At 51.3% G+C, this 15469-nt stretch carries 13 protein-coding genes; 8 read left to right on the top strand and 5 right to left on the bottom strand.

The window, feature by feature from the left end; translation table 11 throughout:
• The first annotated feature begins 16 nt into the window (after positions 1–16).
• The 3 genes from QFZ34_RS07875 to QFZ34_RS07865 are packed head-to-tail and all read left to right on the top strand — an operon-like array spanning position 17 to position 4129.
• The gene (locus tag QFZ34_RS07875; RefSeq protein WP_307279321.1) at positions 17–2236 is read left to right on the top strand and encodes an ABC transporter permease; all 2220 of its coding nucleotides are present in this window, start codon (positions 17–19) and stop codon (positions 2234–2236) included.
• Positions 2236–3300 carry an ABC transporter ATP-binding protein gene (locus QFZ34_RS07870; RefSeq protein ID WP_307279318.1) on the top strand — a complete coding sequence of 355 codons (1065 nt, stop codon included), beginning with the start codon at positions 2236–2238 and terminating at the stop codon, positions 3298–3300. Before QFZ34_RS07875 ends, QFZ34_RS07870 begins: the two co-directional genes overlap by 1 nt.
• Positions 3301–3331: 31 nt before the next feature.
• Entirely contained in the window at positions 3332–4129 is a 798-nt protein-coding gene (locus QFZ34_RS07865) for an inositol monophosphatase family protein (RefSeq protein WP_115052497.1), read from the top strand.
• Positions 4130–4144: 15 nt separating this feature from the next.
• Here QFZ34_RS07865 and QFZ34_RS07860 read toward each other — a convergent pair whose 3' ends face one another.
• A complete protein-coding gene (locus QFZ34_RS07860) occupies positions 4145–4291 on the bottom strand; it encodes a hypothetical protein (protein WP_307279315.1) in 147 nt (48 codons plus the stop codon).
• Between the two features lie 300 nt (positions 4292–4591).
• Here QFZ34_RS07860 and QFZ34_RS07855 point away from each other — a divergent pair, with 300 nt between their 5' ends.
• A complete protein-coding gene (locus tag QFZ34_RS07855; protein WP_307279312.1) occupies positions 4592–6406 on the top strand; it encodes an acyl-CoA thioesterase in 1815 nt (604 codons plus the stop codon).
• A 52-nt stretch (positions 6407–6458) separates the two neighbouring features.
• On the opposite strand, the gene QFZ34_RS07850 is transcribed toward QFZ34_RS07855, so the two are convergent.
• Together QFZ34_RS07850 and QFZ34_RS07845 are read right to left on the bottom strand one after the other, a co-directional pair.
• Complete coding sequence (locus tag QFZ34_RS07850; protein WP_307279308.1) at positions 6459–8750, bottom strand: putative bifunctional diguanylate cyclase/phosphodiesterase; 2292 nt, start codon at positions 8748–8750, stop codon at positions 6459–6461.
• Between the two features lie 397 nt (positions 8751–9147).
• The gene (locus tag QFZ34_RS07845) at positions 9148–9456 is read right to left on the bottom strand and encodes an ArsR/SmtB family transcription factor (protein ID WP_115052498.1); all 309 of its coding nucleotides are present in this window, start codon (positions 9454–9456) and stop codon (positions 9148–9150) included.
• A gap of 85 nt (positions 9457–9541) precedes the next feature.
• Here QFZ34_RS07845 and QFZ34_RS07840 point away from each other — a divergent pair, with 85 nt between their 5' ends.
• The 4 genes from QFZ34_RS07840 (at position 9542) to QFZ34_RS07825 (ending at position 13477) form a co-directional block, all read left to right on the top strand.
• Entirely contained in the window at positions 9542–10642 is a 1101-nt protein-coding gene (locus tag QFZ34_RS07840) for an NADH:flavin oxidoreductase/NADH oxidase (protein ID WP_115052499.1), read from the top strand.
• A gap of 333 nt (positions 10643–10975) precedes the next feature.
• Positions 10976–12016 (top strand): methionine ABC transporter ATP-binding protein, encoded by a 1041-nt coding sequence (locus QFZ34_RS07835; protein ID WP_162802500.1) that lies wholly within the window; start codon positions 10976–10978, stop codon positions 12014–12016.
• A complete protein-coding gene (locus QFZ34_RS07830; protein ID WP_115052501.1) occupies positions 12006–12671 on the top strand; it encodes a methionine ABC transporter permease in 666 nt (221 codons plus the stop codon). The genes QFZ34_RS07835 and QFZ34_RS07830 overlap by 11 nt, the downstream gene beginning before the upstream one ends.
• 23 nt (positions 12672–12694) lie before the next feature.
• Positions 12695–13477, top strand: coding sequence for a MetQ/NlpA family ABC transporter substrate-binding protein (locus QFZ34_RS07825; protein ID WP_307279298.1), 783 nt, complete (start codon positions 12695–12697; stop codon positions 13475–13477).
• 57 nt (positions 13478–13534) lie between these two features.
• Here QFZ34_RS07825 and QFZ34_RS07820 read toward each other — a convergent pair whose 3' ends face one another.
• Positions 13535–14605 carry a sn-glycerol-3-phosphate import ATP-binding protein UgpC gene (locus tag QFZ34_RS07820; RefSeq protein WP_307279296.1) on the bottom strand — a complete coding sequence of 357 codons (1071 nt, stop codon included), beginning with the start codon at positions 14603–14605 and terminating at the stop codon, positions 13535–13537.
• Between the two features lies 1 nt (position 14606).
• Positions 14607–15455, bottom strand: a complete 849-nt coding sequence (gene ugpE, locus QFZ34_RS07815) for a sn-glycerol-3-phosphate ABC transporter permease UgpE (protein ID WP_115052503.1) — start codon at positions 15453–15455, stop codon at positions 14607–14609.
• Between the last annotated feature and the right edge of the window lie 14 nt (positions 15456–15469).

Genomic DNA, 15469 nt, shown 5'->3' with positions numbered 1-15469 from the left:
GCGCGCGGAAGGCCTTATGGAACGCAGTGACCGGAGATTGAACATCGCTCTCGGTATTGGGCTTACGGGTCTGATTCTATTGCCTTGGTACAAAGTTGAAACAGGTTTTTACGGGTTTGATTGGCTCGATGGTTTTCCAGCTAGTGCGGCAGGACCGGGGCTCGTCCAGATATTCGCCTATGGCCGATGGACTATCGCGATCATCGCGCTGATCTTTGCGGTTGGCCTTATTGCGCGAACCTTGACCGTGTCGAAACTTCGATCAAATCTTCTTGTTGCTGCTGGAGCCGCCGGTCTTATATTTCTGGTTCTTCAGGGGCTCGCTGTCGGTTTTACCGGGTGGACCTGGCTCATTAGCGAGCATTTGTTCGGTCCACTTTCTGATGGACAGCCATCGATGGGCGCTGGTGCCGGTCTGGTCGCCCTGTCTTTTGTATTGCTGTTCTCGTTCGGCCTTGCTGAAAGAGGCGTATTGAGGGGCGATGCGTTTGTTGTGGCATCCATCGCATTACTCATTTTCCTGGTGGCAATTTTTGTGTTCTATCCGGTTGGAAGCATGCTTGTCGGAGCATTCCAAAGCTTTGACGGTTCCTTTGACCCGTCCGGATTCATCCGCAACATTCAAGACCCATCAATCTGGAGTCTGGACTGCGTTATAGGGGGAAACCGCTGCGGCATTGCATGGCGCACGCTTCTGCTGGCGATACTGGCAGCATTTGGATCTACTTTGCTCGGGCTTTGTTTTGCGCTCGTTGCAACGCGTACGCGATTTCCCTTCAAAAAGGGCCTTCGTCTGCTGACTATTCTGCCGATCATCACGCCGCCCTTCGTCATCGGCCTTGCGTTGATTCTCCTCTTTGGTCGCGCAGGCGTTGTCACCCAACAGCTATCGAGCCTTTTCGGGATTGAGCCGGGCCGCTGGCTTTACGGTCTGACCGGGATATGGATCGCTCAGGTTTTGTCGTTCACGCCAATTTCATTTCTCGTTCTTATCGGTGTGGTCGAAGGCGTAAGCCCGTCGATGGAGGAAGCCTCGCAAACCCTTCGGGCAGATCGCTGGCGTACATTCTGGAAGGTGTCGCTTCCCTTGATGAAACCCGGCCTGGCAAATGCTTTCCTGATCGGCTTCATCGAAAGCATGGCCGATTTCGGCAATCCGCTTGTGCTCGGAGGCAGTCACGGCGTCCTTTCAACGGAGATATTCTTTGCTGTTGTCGGCTCGCAAAACGATCCGTCACGCGCCGCGGTACTCGCGATAATTCTTCTGTTCTTCACTCTGTCAGCCTTTTTGGCACAGCGCTTCTGGCTATCCGGCAAGAGTTTTGCAACGGTGACAGGGAAGGGTGATTCAGGTGCTCATATCGCCCTTCCAAAATCACTATCGATTGGTGTCCATGCGATTGTTATACCGTGGATCATTTTCACGCTCGTTATCTATGGAATGATCTTCTTTGGCGGTTTCGTGCGCACCTGGGGGCTTGATAATACGCTGACCTTTGACCACTACCAGCGGGCCTTTTCATTCACTTTCGCTGATGGCGGAATCTCCTGGACTGGCGTCGCCTGGAACTCTTTCTGGACGACCATCAAGATCGCCTTGATCGCAGCGCCTTTGACAGCGGCTGTTGGCTTGCTGACGGCCTACCTCATCGTCCGGCAGCGTTTCGTTGGCAGAAACATCTTCGAATTTGCGCTTATGATGAGCTTTGCTATCCCGGGTACCGTTATAGGTATCAGCTACATTATGGCATTTAATCTCCCTCCGCTGGAAATGACCGGAACCGCGCTGATACTGGTTGCGTGTTTTGTCTTCCGTAATATGCCGGTAGGTGTGCGGGGCGGCATTGCTGCCATGAGCCAGCTCGATAAGAGCCTCGATGAAGCCTCGCTGACCTTGCGCGCCGCCAGCTTCCGGACAATTCGCAAGGTGATTTTGCCCTTGCTGCGCCCAGCGATCGTTGCAGCGCTCGTCTATTCGTTTGTTCGGGCCATCACCTCGATTAGCGCGGTCATCTTCCTCGTCAGCGCTGAATACAATATGGCGACCGCCTATATTGTGGGCCTTGTCGAAAATGGTGAGTACGGCGTGGCGATTGCTTACTCTTCCATGCTCATCATTGTCATGATTGTTATCATCACCTGTTTCCAGCTTTTGGTGGGAGAGAGGAAATTGCGCCGCGAGAACCGTGTTGCAACTGCTTTCATACCATCTGCATCTCCAGAGAAGGCCGCGTAATGGCACCGAATGTTACAGGATCAGTTGTTTTCTCCAACGTCAAAAAGCAGTTTGGCACATTTACCGCCATACATGATCTGTCGCTCGACATAGAACCCGGAACCTTGGTCACCCTTCTCGGGCCGTCCGGTTGTGGCAAAACGACCACGCTGCGCATGCTTGCCGGTCTGGAGCATCCAACTGCCGGACGGATACTGATAGGCGGCAAGGATGTTACGATGCTCCCCGCAAACGAGCGGGACGTATCAATGGTGTTCCAGTCCTATGCGCTGTTTCCGCATATGTCAGTTCTGGAAAACGTGGCATACGGCCTTGAATCGTCAAAGATGAAAAAAGCGGAGGCGAGGGAACGGGCAGAAGAGGGGCTGAACCAGGTTGGACTTGCTGGCTATGGCCAAAGATTGCCGGCTGAGCTTTCTGGGGGGCAACAGCAACGCGTTGCGGTTGCCCGCGCGCTGGTTCTGGAGCCACAAGTCTTGTTGCTGGATGAGCCACTATCCAATCTTGACGCACGGTTGCGCCGCCGCGTGAGAACAGAAATTCGCGAACTGCAACAACGCCTTGGCTTTACAGCTGTCTATGTAACACACGATCAGGAGGAGGCCTTGGCTGTATCCGATCGAATTATTGTGATGCAGAACGGCGTTGTGGCGCAGCAGGGTTCTCCGCGCGAACTTTACGAAGCACCTGTGTCTTCGTTCATTGCCGATTTCATAGGCGAAGCCAATGTTGTGCCTTGTGAAGTGCTTCGCACCGAAAATGGCCAAGCGATCGTACAAGTTGGAAAGCTTGAACATCGCGTTCCGGCTCGCAGTCATTCTGTGCCTGGTCCGGCCAAACTTGCGGTGAGGCCGAATGCCATCACTTTATCGGCTGCGGAGAATGCAGCGTTTCCTGGGAGAATCAAGTTTATGGCCTATCTTGGCGATCACGTGGAATACGAAGTCGAGACGGAATCTGGCACGCTCTTTGTCGTCGATCCGGCGGTAGATCAGCGCTTGGAACCAGGGACCAATATTAGCATCGGATTTCACCACCGTGGCATAGCACTCATCAATAGTTGAGCGACCACTATTTATATCAGGGGAACAGATAATGACATCGCATGCCGCCCATCTTGAAGACCGCTTGGATTTGGCCCGAAAGATGGCAGTTGAAGCCGGAGTGCTTGCACTGAAATATTTCAATGCGCGAGAACAGTTGATTGTCGAGACAAAAGCCGATCCTCAAGATGTGGTGTCCATCGCAGATCGGGAAGTAGAAGAGCTTATCCGGTCCCGGATTATCGGAAGCTTCCCCGATGACGCTATATTGGGCGAAGAATACGGTGTTAGCTCCGGTACATCTGACTATACGTGGGTTATCGATCCGATCGATGGTACCAGCCCATTCGTCAATGGCATGCCTAGCTGGTGTATTTCGATTGCTGCGCTCCACGGCGAAGAAATCGCCATCGGCGTAATCTATGTTCCATGCAATGACGAGCTATATGCGTCAGCGGTGGGAATGGGCGCGCGACTGAATGGCAAGCTGCTGACGCTTAATGGCGAGCGAACAATCCGTGACGCGGTCACAGGAATAGGTGCGAACCATCATGTGAGCCCGGCAAGTGTCGCTCTTATTGTCGAAAAGCTACTGGATGCTGGTGGAAACTTCATCCGTAACGGTTCTGGTGCGCTGATGCTTGCCTATGTGGCAGCCGGTAGACTGGTAGGCTATTACGAACCCTACATGCACGCTTGGGATTGTATGGCTGGATATTGTCTCGTTAAAGAGGCTGGTGGCTGGCATCATCCATTTCCGGTCAAGGGTGACGGGCTTACAAAGGGAGCGCCCGTCCTTGCCGCTGCCCTGGGCGCCGTTAATGATTTGCGGGAAATTGCAAACCTGTAAGCGATTCGATGCTCGTTAGTTTTCCTGAATGGAAATCCCGCTCTCATTGATCTTAAGCTCGATGCCATCGGGCTTTGACTCTTTGTCGTAAATGTAAAATCCCAAACCTGCGACCAGAACGATCAGCCCGCCGATGACCAGTAAAAGCATATTGCGATTCATGAATATTCCTTCCTGCCACAATTATAGATCATCCGACTGTTATGGTGGCAATAGCACCCGCCCTCAAATTTGAAAGCATGTCGCCATGAAGATGTGTTATTGGTCTGACATTAGGCAGGTGATACGCTCAAATAGGCACAAAAACCTCTTTAGATGAAGTAATTCTGCCTTCAAATTGAGCACGTTAAAAAAGTACGGTTTCATGATGCGCGCATGGGGCGCAAATCATTGACTTATCACGGCGAATAACATCGATTAATGTTGGTGTGTGGGTCACCGGTTTTGGAAAAGCTGGATATCATGAAGTTTGTGCGGGATTTACTTTGGGCGCCGACAATTGGCCTCTCTTGGCTTTGGGGATTGGGATTCTTTTATTCCATTCATGTCACGCTGACATATGGCTGGCTGGGCTTCTTTGGATTTGCAATAGCCAATGTCGGGGGGCTTTGGTTATTCGGTTATATTCTAGGGCGTACCAAACGCTCGCCGGACCAGATTATCAAAGATATTGAAGGCCGCTATGCGGGCGTTTTCCTCCTGTTTCAGATGGCCGCGCTGGTTGTAACAATCTTCGGATTTGTCGCCTATCTCTGGCAGCCCGTCGTTGGTGAAGGTTCCGGTCTTGGTGTCGCTCTTCTGCTTCTGTTTGCCTGCGCTATTGGCCATGCACTGAACTTGCAGCAATTGAAGTTGCTGCACATTGTTTATACGGGGGTTGGTGTGACCGCCGGCATAGTGCTTTACTTGGGGCTGGCAAAAACCTCGTCTTATCCTGGCGTTCCATTGCAAAGTTTTGATGCGCGTTTCTATGGCCTGATTATGCCAACGCTGATCGGCTTTTTACTCGGGCCATGGTTGGATATACAGCATTGGCAACGTGCTGTGACTATCAAGCGCGAAGGCGGAAATGTTGGCCTCGCTTATGGCATGGGAGCCTTGCTCTTTTTTGGGTTTCTGTTTCTCAATGCACTGACGGCGTCAGCCGTAGGCCCTATTGGCAGCATTCTTTCCATTGATGGTTTGCCAAGCGCGCAAGGGGCAGTTTCAGCAGCAACGGTACTGGCTGCTGAAAATGGCCAGCCCTATCTTGCAGTGGCCTTCGTGATTTGGACAACGATAGCCATGGCGTCGACCGTTGACAGCTTTTACTGTGCAACTTCGTGGTTTTTGAAGGGAAAAAACCTGCGTAGTAACAGTCCGTTGCTTGCGCTCATTCCGGACAACATTGCGTCTTCACCGCTCTGGCTGCTGATTGGAGCAACATGGGTTTCCTATGCTGCCGTGCCAGCAAATTTTTCGCTGATGTATTTTATGATGCCGTTTGCGACACTGTTTGTCAGCGCGTCGGCAAATCTTGTTTGTGAGGCTTTGGGAGCGAAGGCGCGCTTTGATCCGGTTTTGAGTTTCATGATTGGATGTGGATCATCGTTGATTTTTGTAATTGGCTATGTCGAGCCAATTCCGGGTTTCTTGGTGATATCGCCATTCATTGGTCTTATCGGTGCTCTTCCAGTTATTATCGAGCTGGTCGGGCCGCGCTCTAAAGCCATCCCCGTGGACATTGTCGATCAACCCTTGCGTATGGCGATGTCTGCACCTTTGATGTCGTCGGGTAATGAAGAAACAACACCTTCACATGGCTTCGATGGGGAGTGGTTCGTTATGCAGCTTGTTCCGACCTACGATGATACCAACTCGGTCGGTAATGTATATTTTGCAAATTATGTACGCTGGGTCGGCAAAGCGCGCGAGTTGTTTTTCAATGTCTGCATGCCGGATTTTGATCTTGCTACCACTCGCTTCTATATTCTTACCCGTTCCTTCACGCATGATTACCGGCGGGAGTCGAAAGAGTTCGAGCAGATCACTGTCAGGATCAAGATTGCTCGTCACAATCGAAAGTTCGTGACTTTAAGTCACGAGATTCACAGCCGTTCGCAAGGCCTTCTAGGGCATGGCGAGCAATCATTGATGTTTGTTGACAGGGACAATTATAACCCGCTCGACATACCCGGAGAGGTCATCAAGGGCTTTTTGGCATACTGGCCAAAAGACTCGCGTCTGTCACCTAGCTACCACCCGAAAACGATTGAACAGTCAAAGCGACAAGCCTGATATCGAGCGTGCCCAATCAGGATCGATCCATGTACTCTAAGAAAAATTTGCTCTAGCTTGCGACCTGATATCTTTCGCGATCAAATTCGAGCAGGGCAAAGGTTTTCTCTACCGGCTCGGCTGGGCTGAAAAGGAAGCCTTGCACCTGATCGCAGCCCTCCTTTTGAAGGCATGCAAGTTGCTCGCGCGTCTCGACACCTTCAGCAGTAATCTTCATGCCCATGCTTGCCCCCAGACCCATGACCGCTCTGATAATTGCCAAGCTACCGCGATTATGTGGAAGATCGCGAACAAAAGACTGATCGATTTTGATTTTGTCGAAGGGCATTTTTCGCAGGTAGCTCAGGCTGGAATATCCGGTACCAAAATCATCAAGCGCAACGCTGACACCCATGGCGCGGAACTGCCGGAGCAGCGAAATAGCAGCGACATTTGCTTCTAGAAATACGGATTCCGTGATTTCCAGTTCGAGCCTGCTGGGATTAAGTTTGTTCTTTGTCAGCGCATCGCGCACAATCGAGGCAAGATCGGAATGGCGAAACTGGATCGCCGAGATATTGATTGCCACATGGATATCGGCGGGCCAATCGACCGCTGTCCGGCACGCTTCCTGAATAATCCATTCCCCAAGCGGAATAATGTTACCGGTTTCCTCTGCTATGGGAATGAAGACCGTTGGCGAGATAAATCCGTGAACGGGATGCTTCCATCGCAACAGCGTTTCAAACCCGACAGTCTTGAGCGTTGAGGCCGAAACAATTGGCTGGAAGTGCAAGATGAATTCGTTGCGGGCCAAAGCACCGCGCAGGTCCATGGCGAGCGCACGCTTGGCTTCTATCCGAGCATCCATTTCTACTTCATAGAACCGATAGCTGTTACGGCCTTCATTCTTGGTACGGTAAAGCGCCAAATCTGCACAGCGCATAATATCATTGACGCTATCGGTCGGGGCAATCGCAATGCCAATGCTGATATGGATGTTGATCTGGATGCCGTCGATCCAAAATGGCTGCGAAATATTGTGTACCAGTTGATGGGCAAGTTCCGTTGCAGCGGCGTGGTCGGCGCCATTTGCCAATATGGCAAACTCGTCTCCCGACAAACGAGCAACGGTGTAGGTGGACGGCGAACTGCCCCGAAGACGGTCGGCGACCTGTTTCAGCAATTGATCGCCAATGCCGTGGCCGAAACTGTCATTAACGGTCTTGAATTCATCAAGATCTATACAGAACACAGCGAAGCTGCGCAGGCCGTGTTCCAGGTTCTTTGTCGCCTCGCTCAGTTGATCGTTGAACAATGTACGGTTGGGCAAATCAGTCAACACGTCATAGCGCGCCAGATAAGACAATTGGTCTTCGGATTGTTTTGCCGCAGTTACGTCCGACCCAACGCCGCGATATCCGACGAATTGGCCGGCATTATCGAAAATTGGTTTGCCCGTAAGCGACCACCAGCGTGTTTCGCCCTTGATATTCACCGGCAGGATATGGTTGCGGAAAGTTGTTCGGTTTTCGATTGCCTGCCAGATCGAACCGACTTTTATCGCTGCGTCTGCATGCGATTGGTCTATCTTGAAAAGCTGCGCGAAAGGCATGCCCTGCAGGTCGCGCATTGCTTTCGCGGAAATCTGAGCAAGGCGAGGTGATGTATGCTGTAGTTTGAGATCAGCATCAGTTTCCCAGATCCAATCACTGGCATTTTCTTCAAAATCATAGAGTAGCAGGCTGATAACCTCTTTTTGCTGCTCCACCTTGATCTGATCGAGAGTCCTCATAACAATGAGATTGCTCATGTGAACAATGGTGAACAAAATGAAAAGCGCGTAGAAGGCCAGCAAAATTGCGATGAAAAGGAAAAAATCCTCGCCGGTGGAGGCTAATGCGAAAAAGGAGCCGGTGATGATCGTGCCGGAATAAGCGATCGCTGCAAGCGGCACGACGGCTACCCCAATGCCCGTCGCCATCAGACCCGCGGCGGTACAAGCTATGAGGAGCCGGTGATAGGCGTCGGCATCCAGGAAAAGCATCAGGGGTATGCTTCCAAGGCAAATGCCATAGAGAGCAGATACGATGATGAGGTACTTTATGGCATCAAAGCCCAGTTCCTTTACTTTCGGAACATTATACCATTGCCAGCAGGCAAATAGGGAAACGGCGGTCATGAAAGCAACGACCAACGCCAGGCCAGCCAAATAGGGGCGGGGGCCGAGGTCCCAGAAAACGTAAGTGACAACGAACACAACACACATTGCCACCAGAACTGTGAAAGGCGCCAGCCTGAGCGCAACGTCCATCTGCTCCGCGTAAACACGGCGTTTTACAACGGGATTTATGTTTCCGCGCATGCCGAACATCGATCGGACAGCGTCAAAAGTATGGAAGCTTGACAGTCGCACGCGGAGCCTCGGCAAGATAAAACGGACCAGTCAGTCTTATCCGTTTTGAGTTCTGTATTCGTTAAAATACTTCACATTCTTTATATTAGTTACCAATGTCTTTAAGGCAGAAAAATCTAGACAATTGAGGATAGATGTCAAGTGCAACATATGTATCATTGGTTGGAATCTAATTGTTGACTGCATATATCGGCAAAATAACAATTTATTATTTATTATCGTATACTTCCTGCGCAAAGTATAGTCTTTATAGAATTCACTCTTGTTTGACTTGTTGATAAGCGGAATTTGGCTTGAAGCATCCATCCCTTTAGGAAATGTGACGGCTCAAGCTGAAGTTTGGGGCTCAAATATTTGGCGTGGCATTGAGAATTGCCGTCAGTAAGCCAGGGAAAACGTTCTCCAGATCATGTGATCGCAGCTCGTTCATATGGGATGTCCCTTCGTTGCGGGTTTTTACAACGCCCGACTCCCGCAGAATACGGAAATGATGGGACATGCTTGACTTGGGGCGACCGCCATCAAGCGCGGCACATGTGGCTTCACCTTCACGGGCCAATTGCCGGACAATTGAAAGTCTAACCGGGTCGCTCAAAGCGTGAAGTACGGATTCAAGCCGAATATCCGACGAAGAAGGATGCACAAACTGTCTCATGATTCCTTGATAACACAAATTTTTGTGTATTGCTATTGTTCGAATAATATCGAACAATCGAACAATTGCAGTTTGGAGAAGACCTATGACCACTCTTTTTGAGCCCTTTACCCTTAAGGGCGTCACGCTACGTAATCGCATCGCAGTATCACCAATGTGCCAATATTCCGCGGTCGACGGTGTAATCAATGATTGGCACCACGTACATTTGGGCGGTTTGGCCAGAGGAGGTGCTGGCCTTGTTATCGTGGAGGCTACGGCCGTCACTCCGGAAGGCCGGATTACTCCGGCTTGCTCTGGACTATGGAACGATACCCAAGCAGCAGAATTGGCTAAGGCGGTCAAAACGATCAAAGCGGCGGGAGCAGTTGCAGGTATACAGATCGGACATGCCGGACGTAAGGCAAGTGCAAATCGGCCATGGGAAGGTGACGATCACATCGCTTCCGATGATCCGCGCGGTTGGGAAATTATTGCGCCTTCCGCGATAGCTTATGGCGGCGGCTTATCGAAGGTGCCTCGGGAAATGACGTTGGCCGAAATAGAAGGCATAAAAAATGCTTTCGTTGACAGTGCAACACGGGCTCTTGCGAGTGGCTTCGAGTGGTTGGAACTACATTTTGCGCATGGTTATCTTGCCCAAAGCTTCCTGTCCAAACATTCCAACCAACGTACAGATGCCTATGGCGGCAGTTTCGAAAACCGCTCGCGCTTTCTTCGTGAAACGCTGCAGGCAGTACGCAAGGTCTGGCCGCAGAACTTACCCCTGACAATGCGCCTTGGCGTGATTGAGTATGATGGCAATGATGAAGAAACAGTGGCGGAAGCAATCGAGCTGATAAAACTGCTAAAGGCCGATGGATTGGACTTCATCGACGTCAGTATGGGCTTCTCCGGTGGCAAAGCCAATATTCCTTGGGGCCCTGCTTTCCTTGGTCCTCTTGCTGCCCGTGTTAAAAATGAAACCGGCCTGCCGGCATCAACATCCTGGTACATCAGCACCCCGCAACAGGCGGAGGGTCTTTTGCGTGATGGATCGGTTGATCTTGTCATGCTTGGTCGCCCGCTGCTCGACGAGCCTCATTGGCCTTATCGCGCAGCCAAAGAACTTGGCGTTGAAAAGCCGTCATGGATTCTGCCACCAGCATATGCCCATTGGTTGGAGCGATACCGCGCTGCAGCATAATAAATTAGATAACAGCCTAATTGGCTACGATAGCCGCGATCTTTAGAACAAGATTCCGTCCCGCGTTAAATTTGAGAAATATCTTGCGTGTCGATTTCGGCAGGCATCACCTATGTTGATGGCAACGGCACATAGCTGCCATCAACAATCCGAAGTTGAAATGTTCATGTCTGTTGTCAAGGCCTATCGAAAATCGCAGATCGTCTATATAGACGGTCGCAAACAGACAACAGGGCGGTTGTGCGAGCGCCGCAAATGAATATGGCAGTTATGAATAAAACGGCACAAAGCCCCCTCGATCTGCGGCCAGGCGATGGATCGACCGCCAAGCCTATGGTTGAGTTTCAACAAGTATCAAAACGTTTTGGCGCTGGCAGTAGCGGAGCCGAGGTTGTTGCACTGGACGATGTCGACCTCATCGTTCCTCGTGGCTCAGTAACTGGCATCATCGGCCGTTCGGGGGCAGGTAAATCGACGCTTATCCGCTTGGTTAATGGTCTTGAAAAACCTACCTCCGGTCATGTCCTGGTTGATGGTACGGATGTAGCAGGTCTGGATGAAAAGAACCTTCGCTCCGTACGGCGCTCGATTGGCATGATTTTCCAGCACTTCAATCTTCTGTCTTCCCGGACTGCCTTTGATAATATTGCGTTGCCTTTGGAAATTGCCGGTATCGACAAGCAGACGATCGAGAAGAGGGTAACCCCTCTGCTTGATCTGGTCGGGCTTTCCGATAAACGTAACCGCTACCCGTCTGAACTGTCTGGCGGTCAAAAGCAGCGTATCGGTATTGCCCGCGCCTTGGCGACGGAACCCAAATTATTGCTTTCGGATGAGGCGACCTCGGCGCTCGATCCGGAAACAACGCGCTCCATCCTCGCGCTTTTGACGAAAATCAATCGCGATCTGGGGCTTACAGTTCTTTTGATCACGCATGAAATGGAAGTGATCAAAACGATAGCCGCTCATGTGGCCGTTATTGATGGTGGCCGCATTGTCGAGCAGGGTGCAACATTCGATGTGTTCACCGGCCACAAGCATGAAACGACACGGGCACTTCTCGGCGGCTTGGCTGGAATGCATCTTCCCGAGTTTCTCACCAGCCGCATGACCAACGTTGCCACACCTGGCTCGCATACCATCTTGCGAGTTATCTTTAAGGGGGAGAACGCAACGGAGCCTATGCTTGCGCGGCTTGGCAGTGATCTGGGTATTGAGGTCAATATCATGGCTGGAGCAGTCGACGAGATTGCAGGCAGACCCTTCGGCATGCTGGTTGTCTCGCTCTTGGCTGATCTGGAAAAAATAGATTTAGCACGCAATTTCCTCGCCGATCATGGCCTGTCATCGGAGGTGTTGGGCTATGTCCGCTGATATTCTGGCTCTTTTATTCAAGGCAACAGGACAGACACTGTACATGGTTGCCGTGGCCGGCCTGATAGGGTCGTTATTTGGCATTCCGCTTGGAGTTTTTCTGGCAACGAGCGGTCGCGGCGAACTATTTCCAGCTCCTTCAATAAACAAAGCGTTGGGACTTGTCGTCAACGCCACTCGGTCCACGCCGTTTATCATTTTGGTTGTAGCCATCATTCCATTCACGCGGGCTATTGCAGGCACCTCCATTGGTACAACCGCCGCGATTGTTCCGCTGACCATTGCAACGATACCCTTTATTGCCCGCTTGGTTGAAACGGCGATTCGTGAGGTCGATCCCGGTCTTACTGAAGCTGCGCGTGCTATGGGTGCTAGTCCGATGCAGATCGTTTTCAAGGTTCTGCTTGCCGAAGCCCGGCCCGGTATCGCTTCAGCCCTGACGCTTACGATCGTCAGCCTCATTGGCTATGCAGCCATGGTCGGCGCAATCGGCGGTGGCGGACTAGGCGATCTTGGTATCCGATATGGTTACCAACGTTTCATGCCGGATGTGATGGCCATCGTCGTGGTCGTCCTCATCGTGCTCGTGCAATTGGTGCAGAGCGCGGGTGACCGGCTAGCTCGTCAATTCGACAAGCGTAATCGACCAAAGTAATCATTCTTGAACAGGAGTATAAAATGCTAAAAAAGATTCTTGGCGTCGCCGCCTTGGCAATAAGCCTAAGCGCGACTGTGGCTTTGGCCGAAACAATCAAGATTGGTGTGACACCGGGCGAGCACGCGCAAATTCTGGAAAAGGTTGCGGAAGTTGCAAAGCCCAAGGGTCTTGATATCGAGATATTGGAATTTTCCGATTATGTCGTGCCAAACCAGGCACTGAACGATGGCGAGCTCGATGCCAACTCTTTCCAACATAAGCCATATCTCGACAATCAGATTGCAGATCGCAAATTCGACCTTGTTGACGTCGCTTACACGGTAAATTTTCCGATGGGCATCTATTCGAAAAAAGTGAAGAGTTTCGATGAGTTGGCGGACGGAGCTACAATTGCGATTCCGAACGATCCGACCAATGGCGGACGTGCTTTGCTTATTCTGGCTGACAAGGGTGCAATCAAGCTGAAAGACGGCGTGGGCTTGAAAGTTAATCCAGCCGATGTGACGGAAAACACCAAGAACTTTAAATTCGTTGAACTCGATGCCGCTCAACTGCCACGTTCCATTGATGACGTTGATGCAGCAGCAATCAATACCAATTACGCGCTTGAAGCCGGTCTTGATCCGATGAAGGATACGATCTTGAAGGAAGGCGAGAAGGCACCCTACATTAACCTGATTGCAGTCCGCACCGCGGATAAGGACAAGCCTTGGGTAAAGACCTTGGTCGAGTCCTATCACTCGGAGCCTGTAAAGCAGTTCATCTTGGACAAGTATAAGGGCGCTGCCGTTCCAAGCTGGTAATTAATATTGCCAGCCCGAATGAAAACCTCCCCCGTAAACGGGGGAGGTTTTTTGCTTTCAGATACGTTTTCCGGCCTCATTAAAGAGATGCAGCTTTTCCTTTGGAATTATCACGCGCAGATGATCGTCAGTCTGTGAGGTAGAGCGTCCGGACACACGGACAACGACACGTTCACCGCCAATAATGCCATAAACATAGCTCTCCGCGCCGACTGGTTCTACACCAAGAACCTTCAGATCAAGCGCCAAACCACCGATATGAGTGTTGGTTCCGGCTGATACTTCCAGATCTTCAGGACGGAAGCCGATGACAGCGCCCGATGTTGGAACCGCCAGACCTTGAGCACCAATACGCGTGCCATCCTTGAGGATGAGTCCCGAACCATCGGCCGTGACAGGGACGAGGTTCATGGGCGGCGCGCCAATAAAACTTGCGACGAAGGTGCTGGCCGGTTTCTCGTATATATCCAGCGGAGCTCCGATTTGCTCGACCGCACCGCCGTTCATGACTACGAGTATGTCTGCAAGCGTCATTGCTTCCAGCTGATCGTGGGTAACGTAAACGCTGGTCACGCCCAGTTGGCGTTGCAGGTTTTTAATTTCCACTCGCATCTGGCCACGCAGTTTTGCATCCAGATTGGAAAGCGGTTCGTCAAAGAGGAACACTTTCGGACTGCGTACAATGGCGCGCCCCATTGCGACACGCTGACGTTGGCCACCGGAAAGCTCCTTGGGGCGTCGCTCGAGAAGCTGAGTCAATTCAAGGATTTGTGCGGCGTCCCTAACGCGTTTGTCGATTTCGTCTTTAGGCATGCCGCGGTTACGCAGCCCGTATGCCATGTTATCGTAGACCTTCATATGCGGATAAAGCGCATAATTCTGGAAAACCATGGCGATGTCCCTTTCAGCGGGACCGAGATTATTAACGACTGTGCTATCGATTTTTACAGTGCCGTCCGTAATGGATTCCAAGCCGGCAATCATTCGAAGCAGAGTAGATTTTCCGCAGCCCGATGGACCGACCAGCACGCATAGCGCACCGTCATTGATAGAAATATTTACGCCCTTTACCGCTTCAACGGAGCTTCCATAGACTTTGCGGACATCGGTTAGTTCTACACTTGCCATATTATTTCTCCGTTTCAACCAGTCCGCGCACAAACCAGCGTTGCATCAAAACAACGACCAGAATTGGGGGCAGGATGGCGAGAATGCAGGTGACCATCACCAGATGCCATTGTGTGTTGGCGTCTGTGAAGTCGATCATTTTGCGCAGCCCAATGACGATGGTCGCCATATCGTTGCGATTGGTCATGAGCAATGGCCAGAGATATTGGGTCCAGCCATAGATGAAGAGGATGACGAACAGGGCCGCGATATTGGTCTTCGACAAGGGCAGCAGAATATCCTTGAAGAAGCGCCACGGGCCAGCCCCGTCCACGCGGGCTGCTTCAACCAGCTCGCCTGGAATTGTCATGAAGAATTGTCTGAACAAAAGTGTGGCCGTAGCCGAAGCCATGAGGGGAAGGATAAGGCCTGTATAGGTATCGATCAGTCCAAGGTCGACCATAATTTTGTAGGTGGGCAGAATGCGCACTTCGACGGGCAGCATCAGCGTTATAAAGATGAACCAGAAGAAAAACATGCGTCCCGGAAAGCGGAAAAATACGATCGCGTAGGCGGACAAGATGGAAATGATGATTTTGCCGATGGCAATGCCGAGCGCCATGACAAGCGTGTTGAGCAAAAGACGGTCAACGCCAACGCCGCCGATCTTGCCGATGCCACCGAAAAGAGCGCTGGAATAATTCTCCCAGAAATGACCTCCCGGCAACAACGATAGTGGCGGACGGATAATATCCTGCAATGTCTGGGTTGACGCTACAAAGGTGTAGTAGATTGGAAATGCAACGATCAAAATGCCGACAATCAAAATGATATGGGCGATGATGCGGCCTATGGGGTTGTTTTGAATCATGATTCTGGTTCCCC

The organism is Phyllobacterium ifriqiyense (assembly GCF_030817885.1).
Classification (GTDB): domain Bacteria; phylum Pseudomonadota; class Alphaproteobacteria; order Rhizobiales; family Rhizobiaceae; genus Phyllobacterium; species Phyllobacterium ifriqiyense.
Note: the sequence above shows the minus strand (reverse complement) of the source record. Positions and strands in the feature narration are given on the sequence as shown.

What these genes read in the sequence shown, in the direction of transcription:
- QFZ34_RS07875 (WP_307279321.1), top strand. Translation starts at nt 17, where the DNA reads ATGGAACGCAGTGACCGGAGATTGAACATCGCTCTCGGTATTGGGCTT.
- QFZ34_RS07870 (WP_307279318.1), top strand. Translation starts at nt 2,236, where the DNA reads ATGGCACCGAATGTTACAGGATCAGTTGTTTTCTCCAACGTCAAAAAG.
- QFZ34_RS07865 (WP_115052497.1), top strand. Translation starts at nt 3,332, where the DNA reads ATGACATCGCATGCCGCCCATCTTGAAGACCGCTTGGATTTGGCCCGA.
- QFZ34_RS07860 (WP_307279315.1), bottom strand. Translation starts at nt 4,291, where the DNA reads ATGAATCGCAATATGCTTTTACTGGTCATCGGCGGGCTGATCGTTCTG.
- QFZ34_RS07855 (WP_307279312.1), top strand. Translation starts at nt 4,592, where the DNA reads ATGAAGTTTGTGCGGGATTTACTTTGGGCGCCGACAATTGGCCTCTCT.
- QFZ34_RS07850 (WP_307279308.1), bottom strand. Translation starts at nt 8,750, where the DNA reads ATGCGCGGAAACATAAATCCCGTTGTAAAACGCCGTGTTTACGCGGAG.
- QFZ34_RS07845 (WP_115052498.1), bottom strand. Translation starts at nt 9,456, where the DNA reads ATGAGACAGTTTGTGCATCCTTCTTCGTCGGATATTCGGCTTGAATCC.
- QFZ34_RS07840 (WP_115052499.1), top strand. Translation starts at nt 9,542, where the DNA reads ATGACCACTCTTTTTGAGCCCTTTACCCTTAAGGGCGTCACGCTACGT.
- QFZ34_RS07835 (WP_162802500.1), top strand. Translation starts at nt 10,976, where the DNA reads ATGGTTGAGTTTCAACAAGTATCAAAACGTTTTGGCGCTGGCAGTAGC.
- QFZ34_RS07830 (WP_115052501.1), top strand. Translation starts at nt 12,006, where the DNA reads ATGTCCGCTGATATTCTGGCTCTTTTATTCAAGGCAACAGGACAGACA.
- QFZ34_RS07825 (WP_307279298.1), top strand. Translation starts at nt 12,695, where the DNA reads ATGCTAAAAAAGATTCTTGGCGTCGCCGCCTTGGCAATAAGCCTAAGC.
- QFZ34_RS07820 (WP_307279296.1), bottom strand. Translation starts at nt 14,605, where the DNA reads ATGGCAAGTGTAGAACTAACCGATGTCCGCAAAGTCTATGGAAGCTCC.
- ugpE (WP_115052503.1), bottom strand. Translation starts at nt 15,455, where the DNA reads ATGATTCAAAACAACCCCATAGGCCGCATCATCGCCCATATCATTTTG.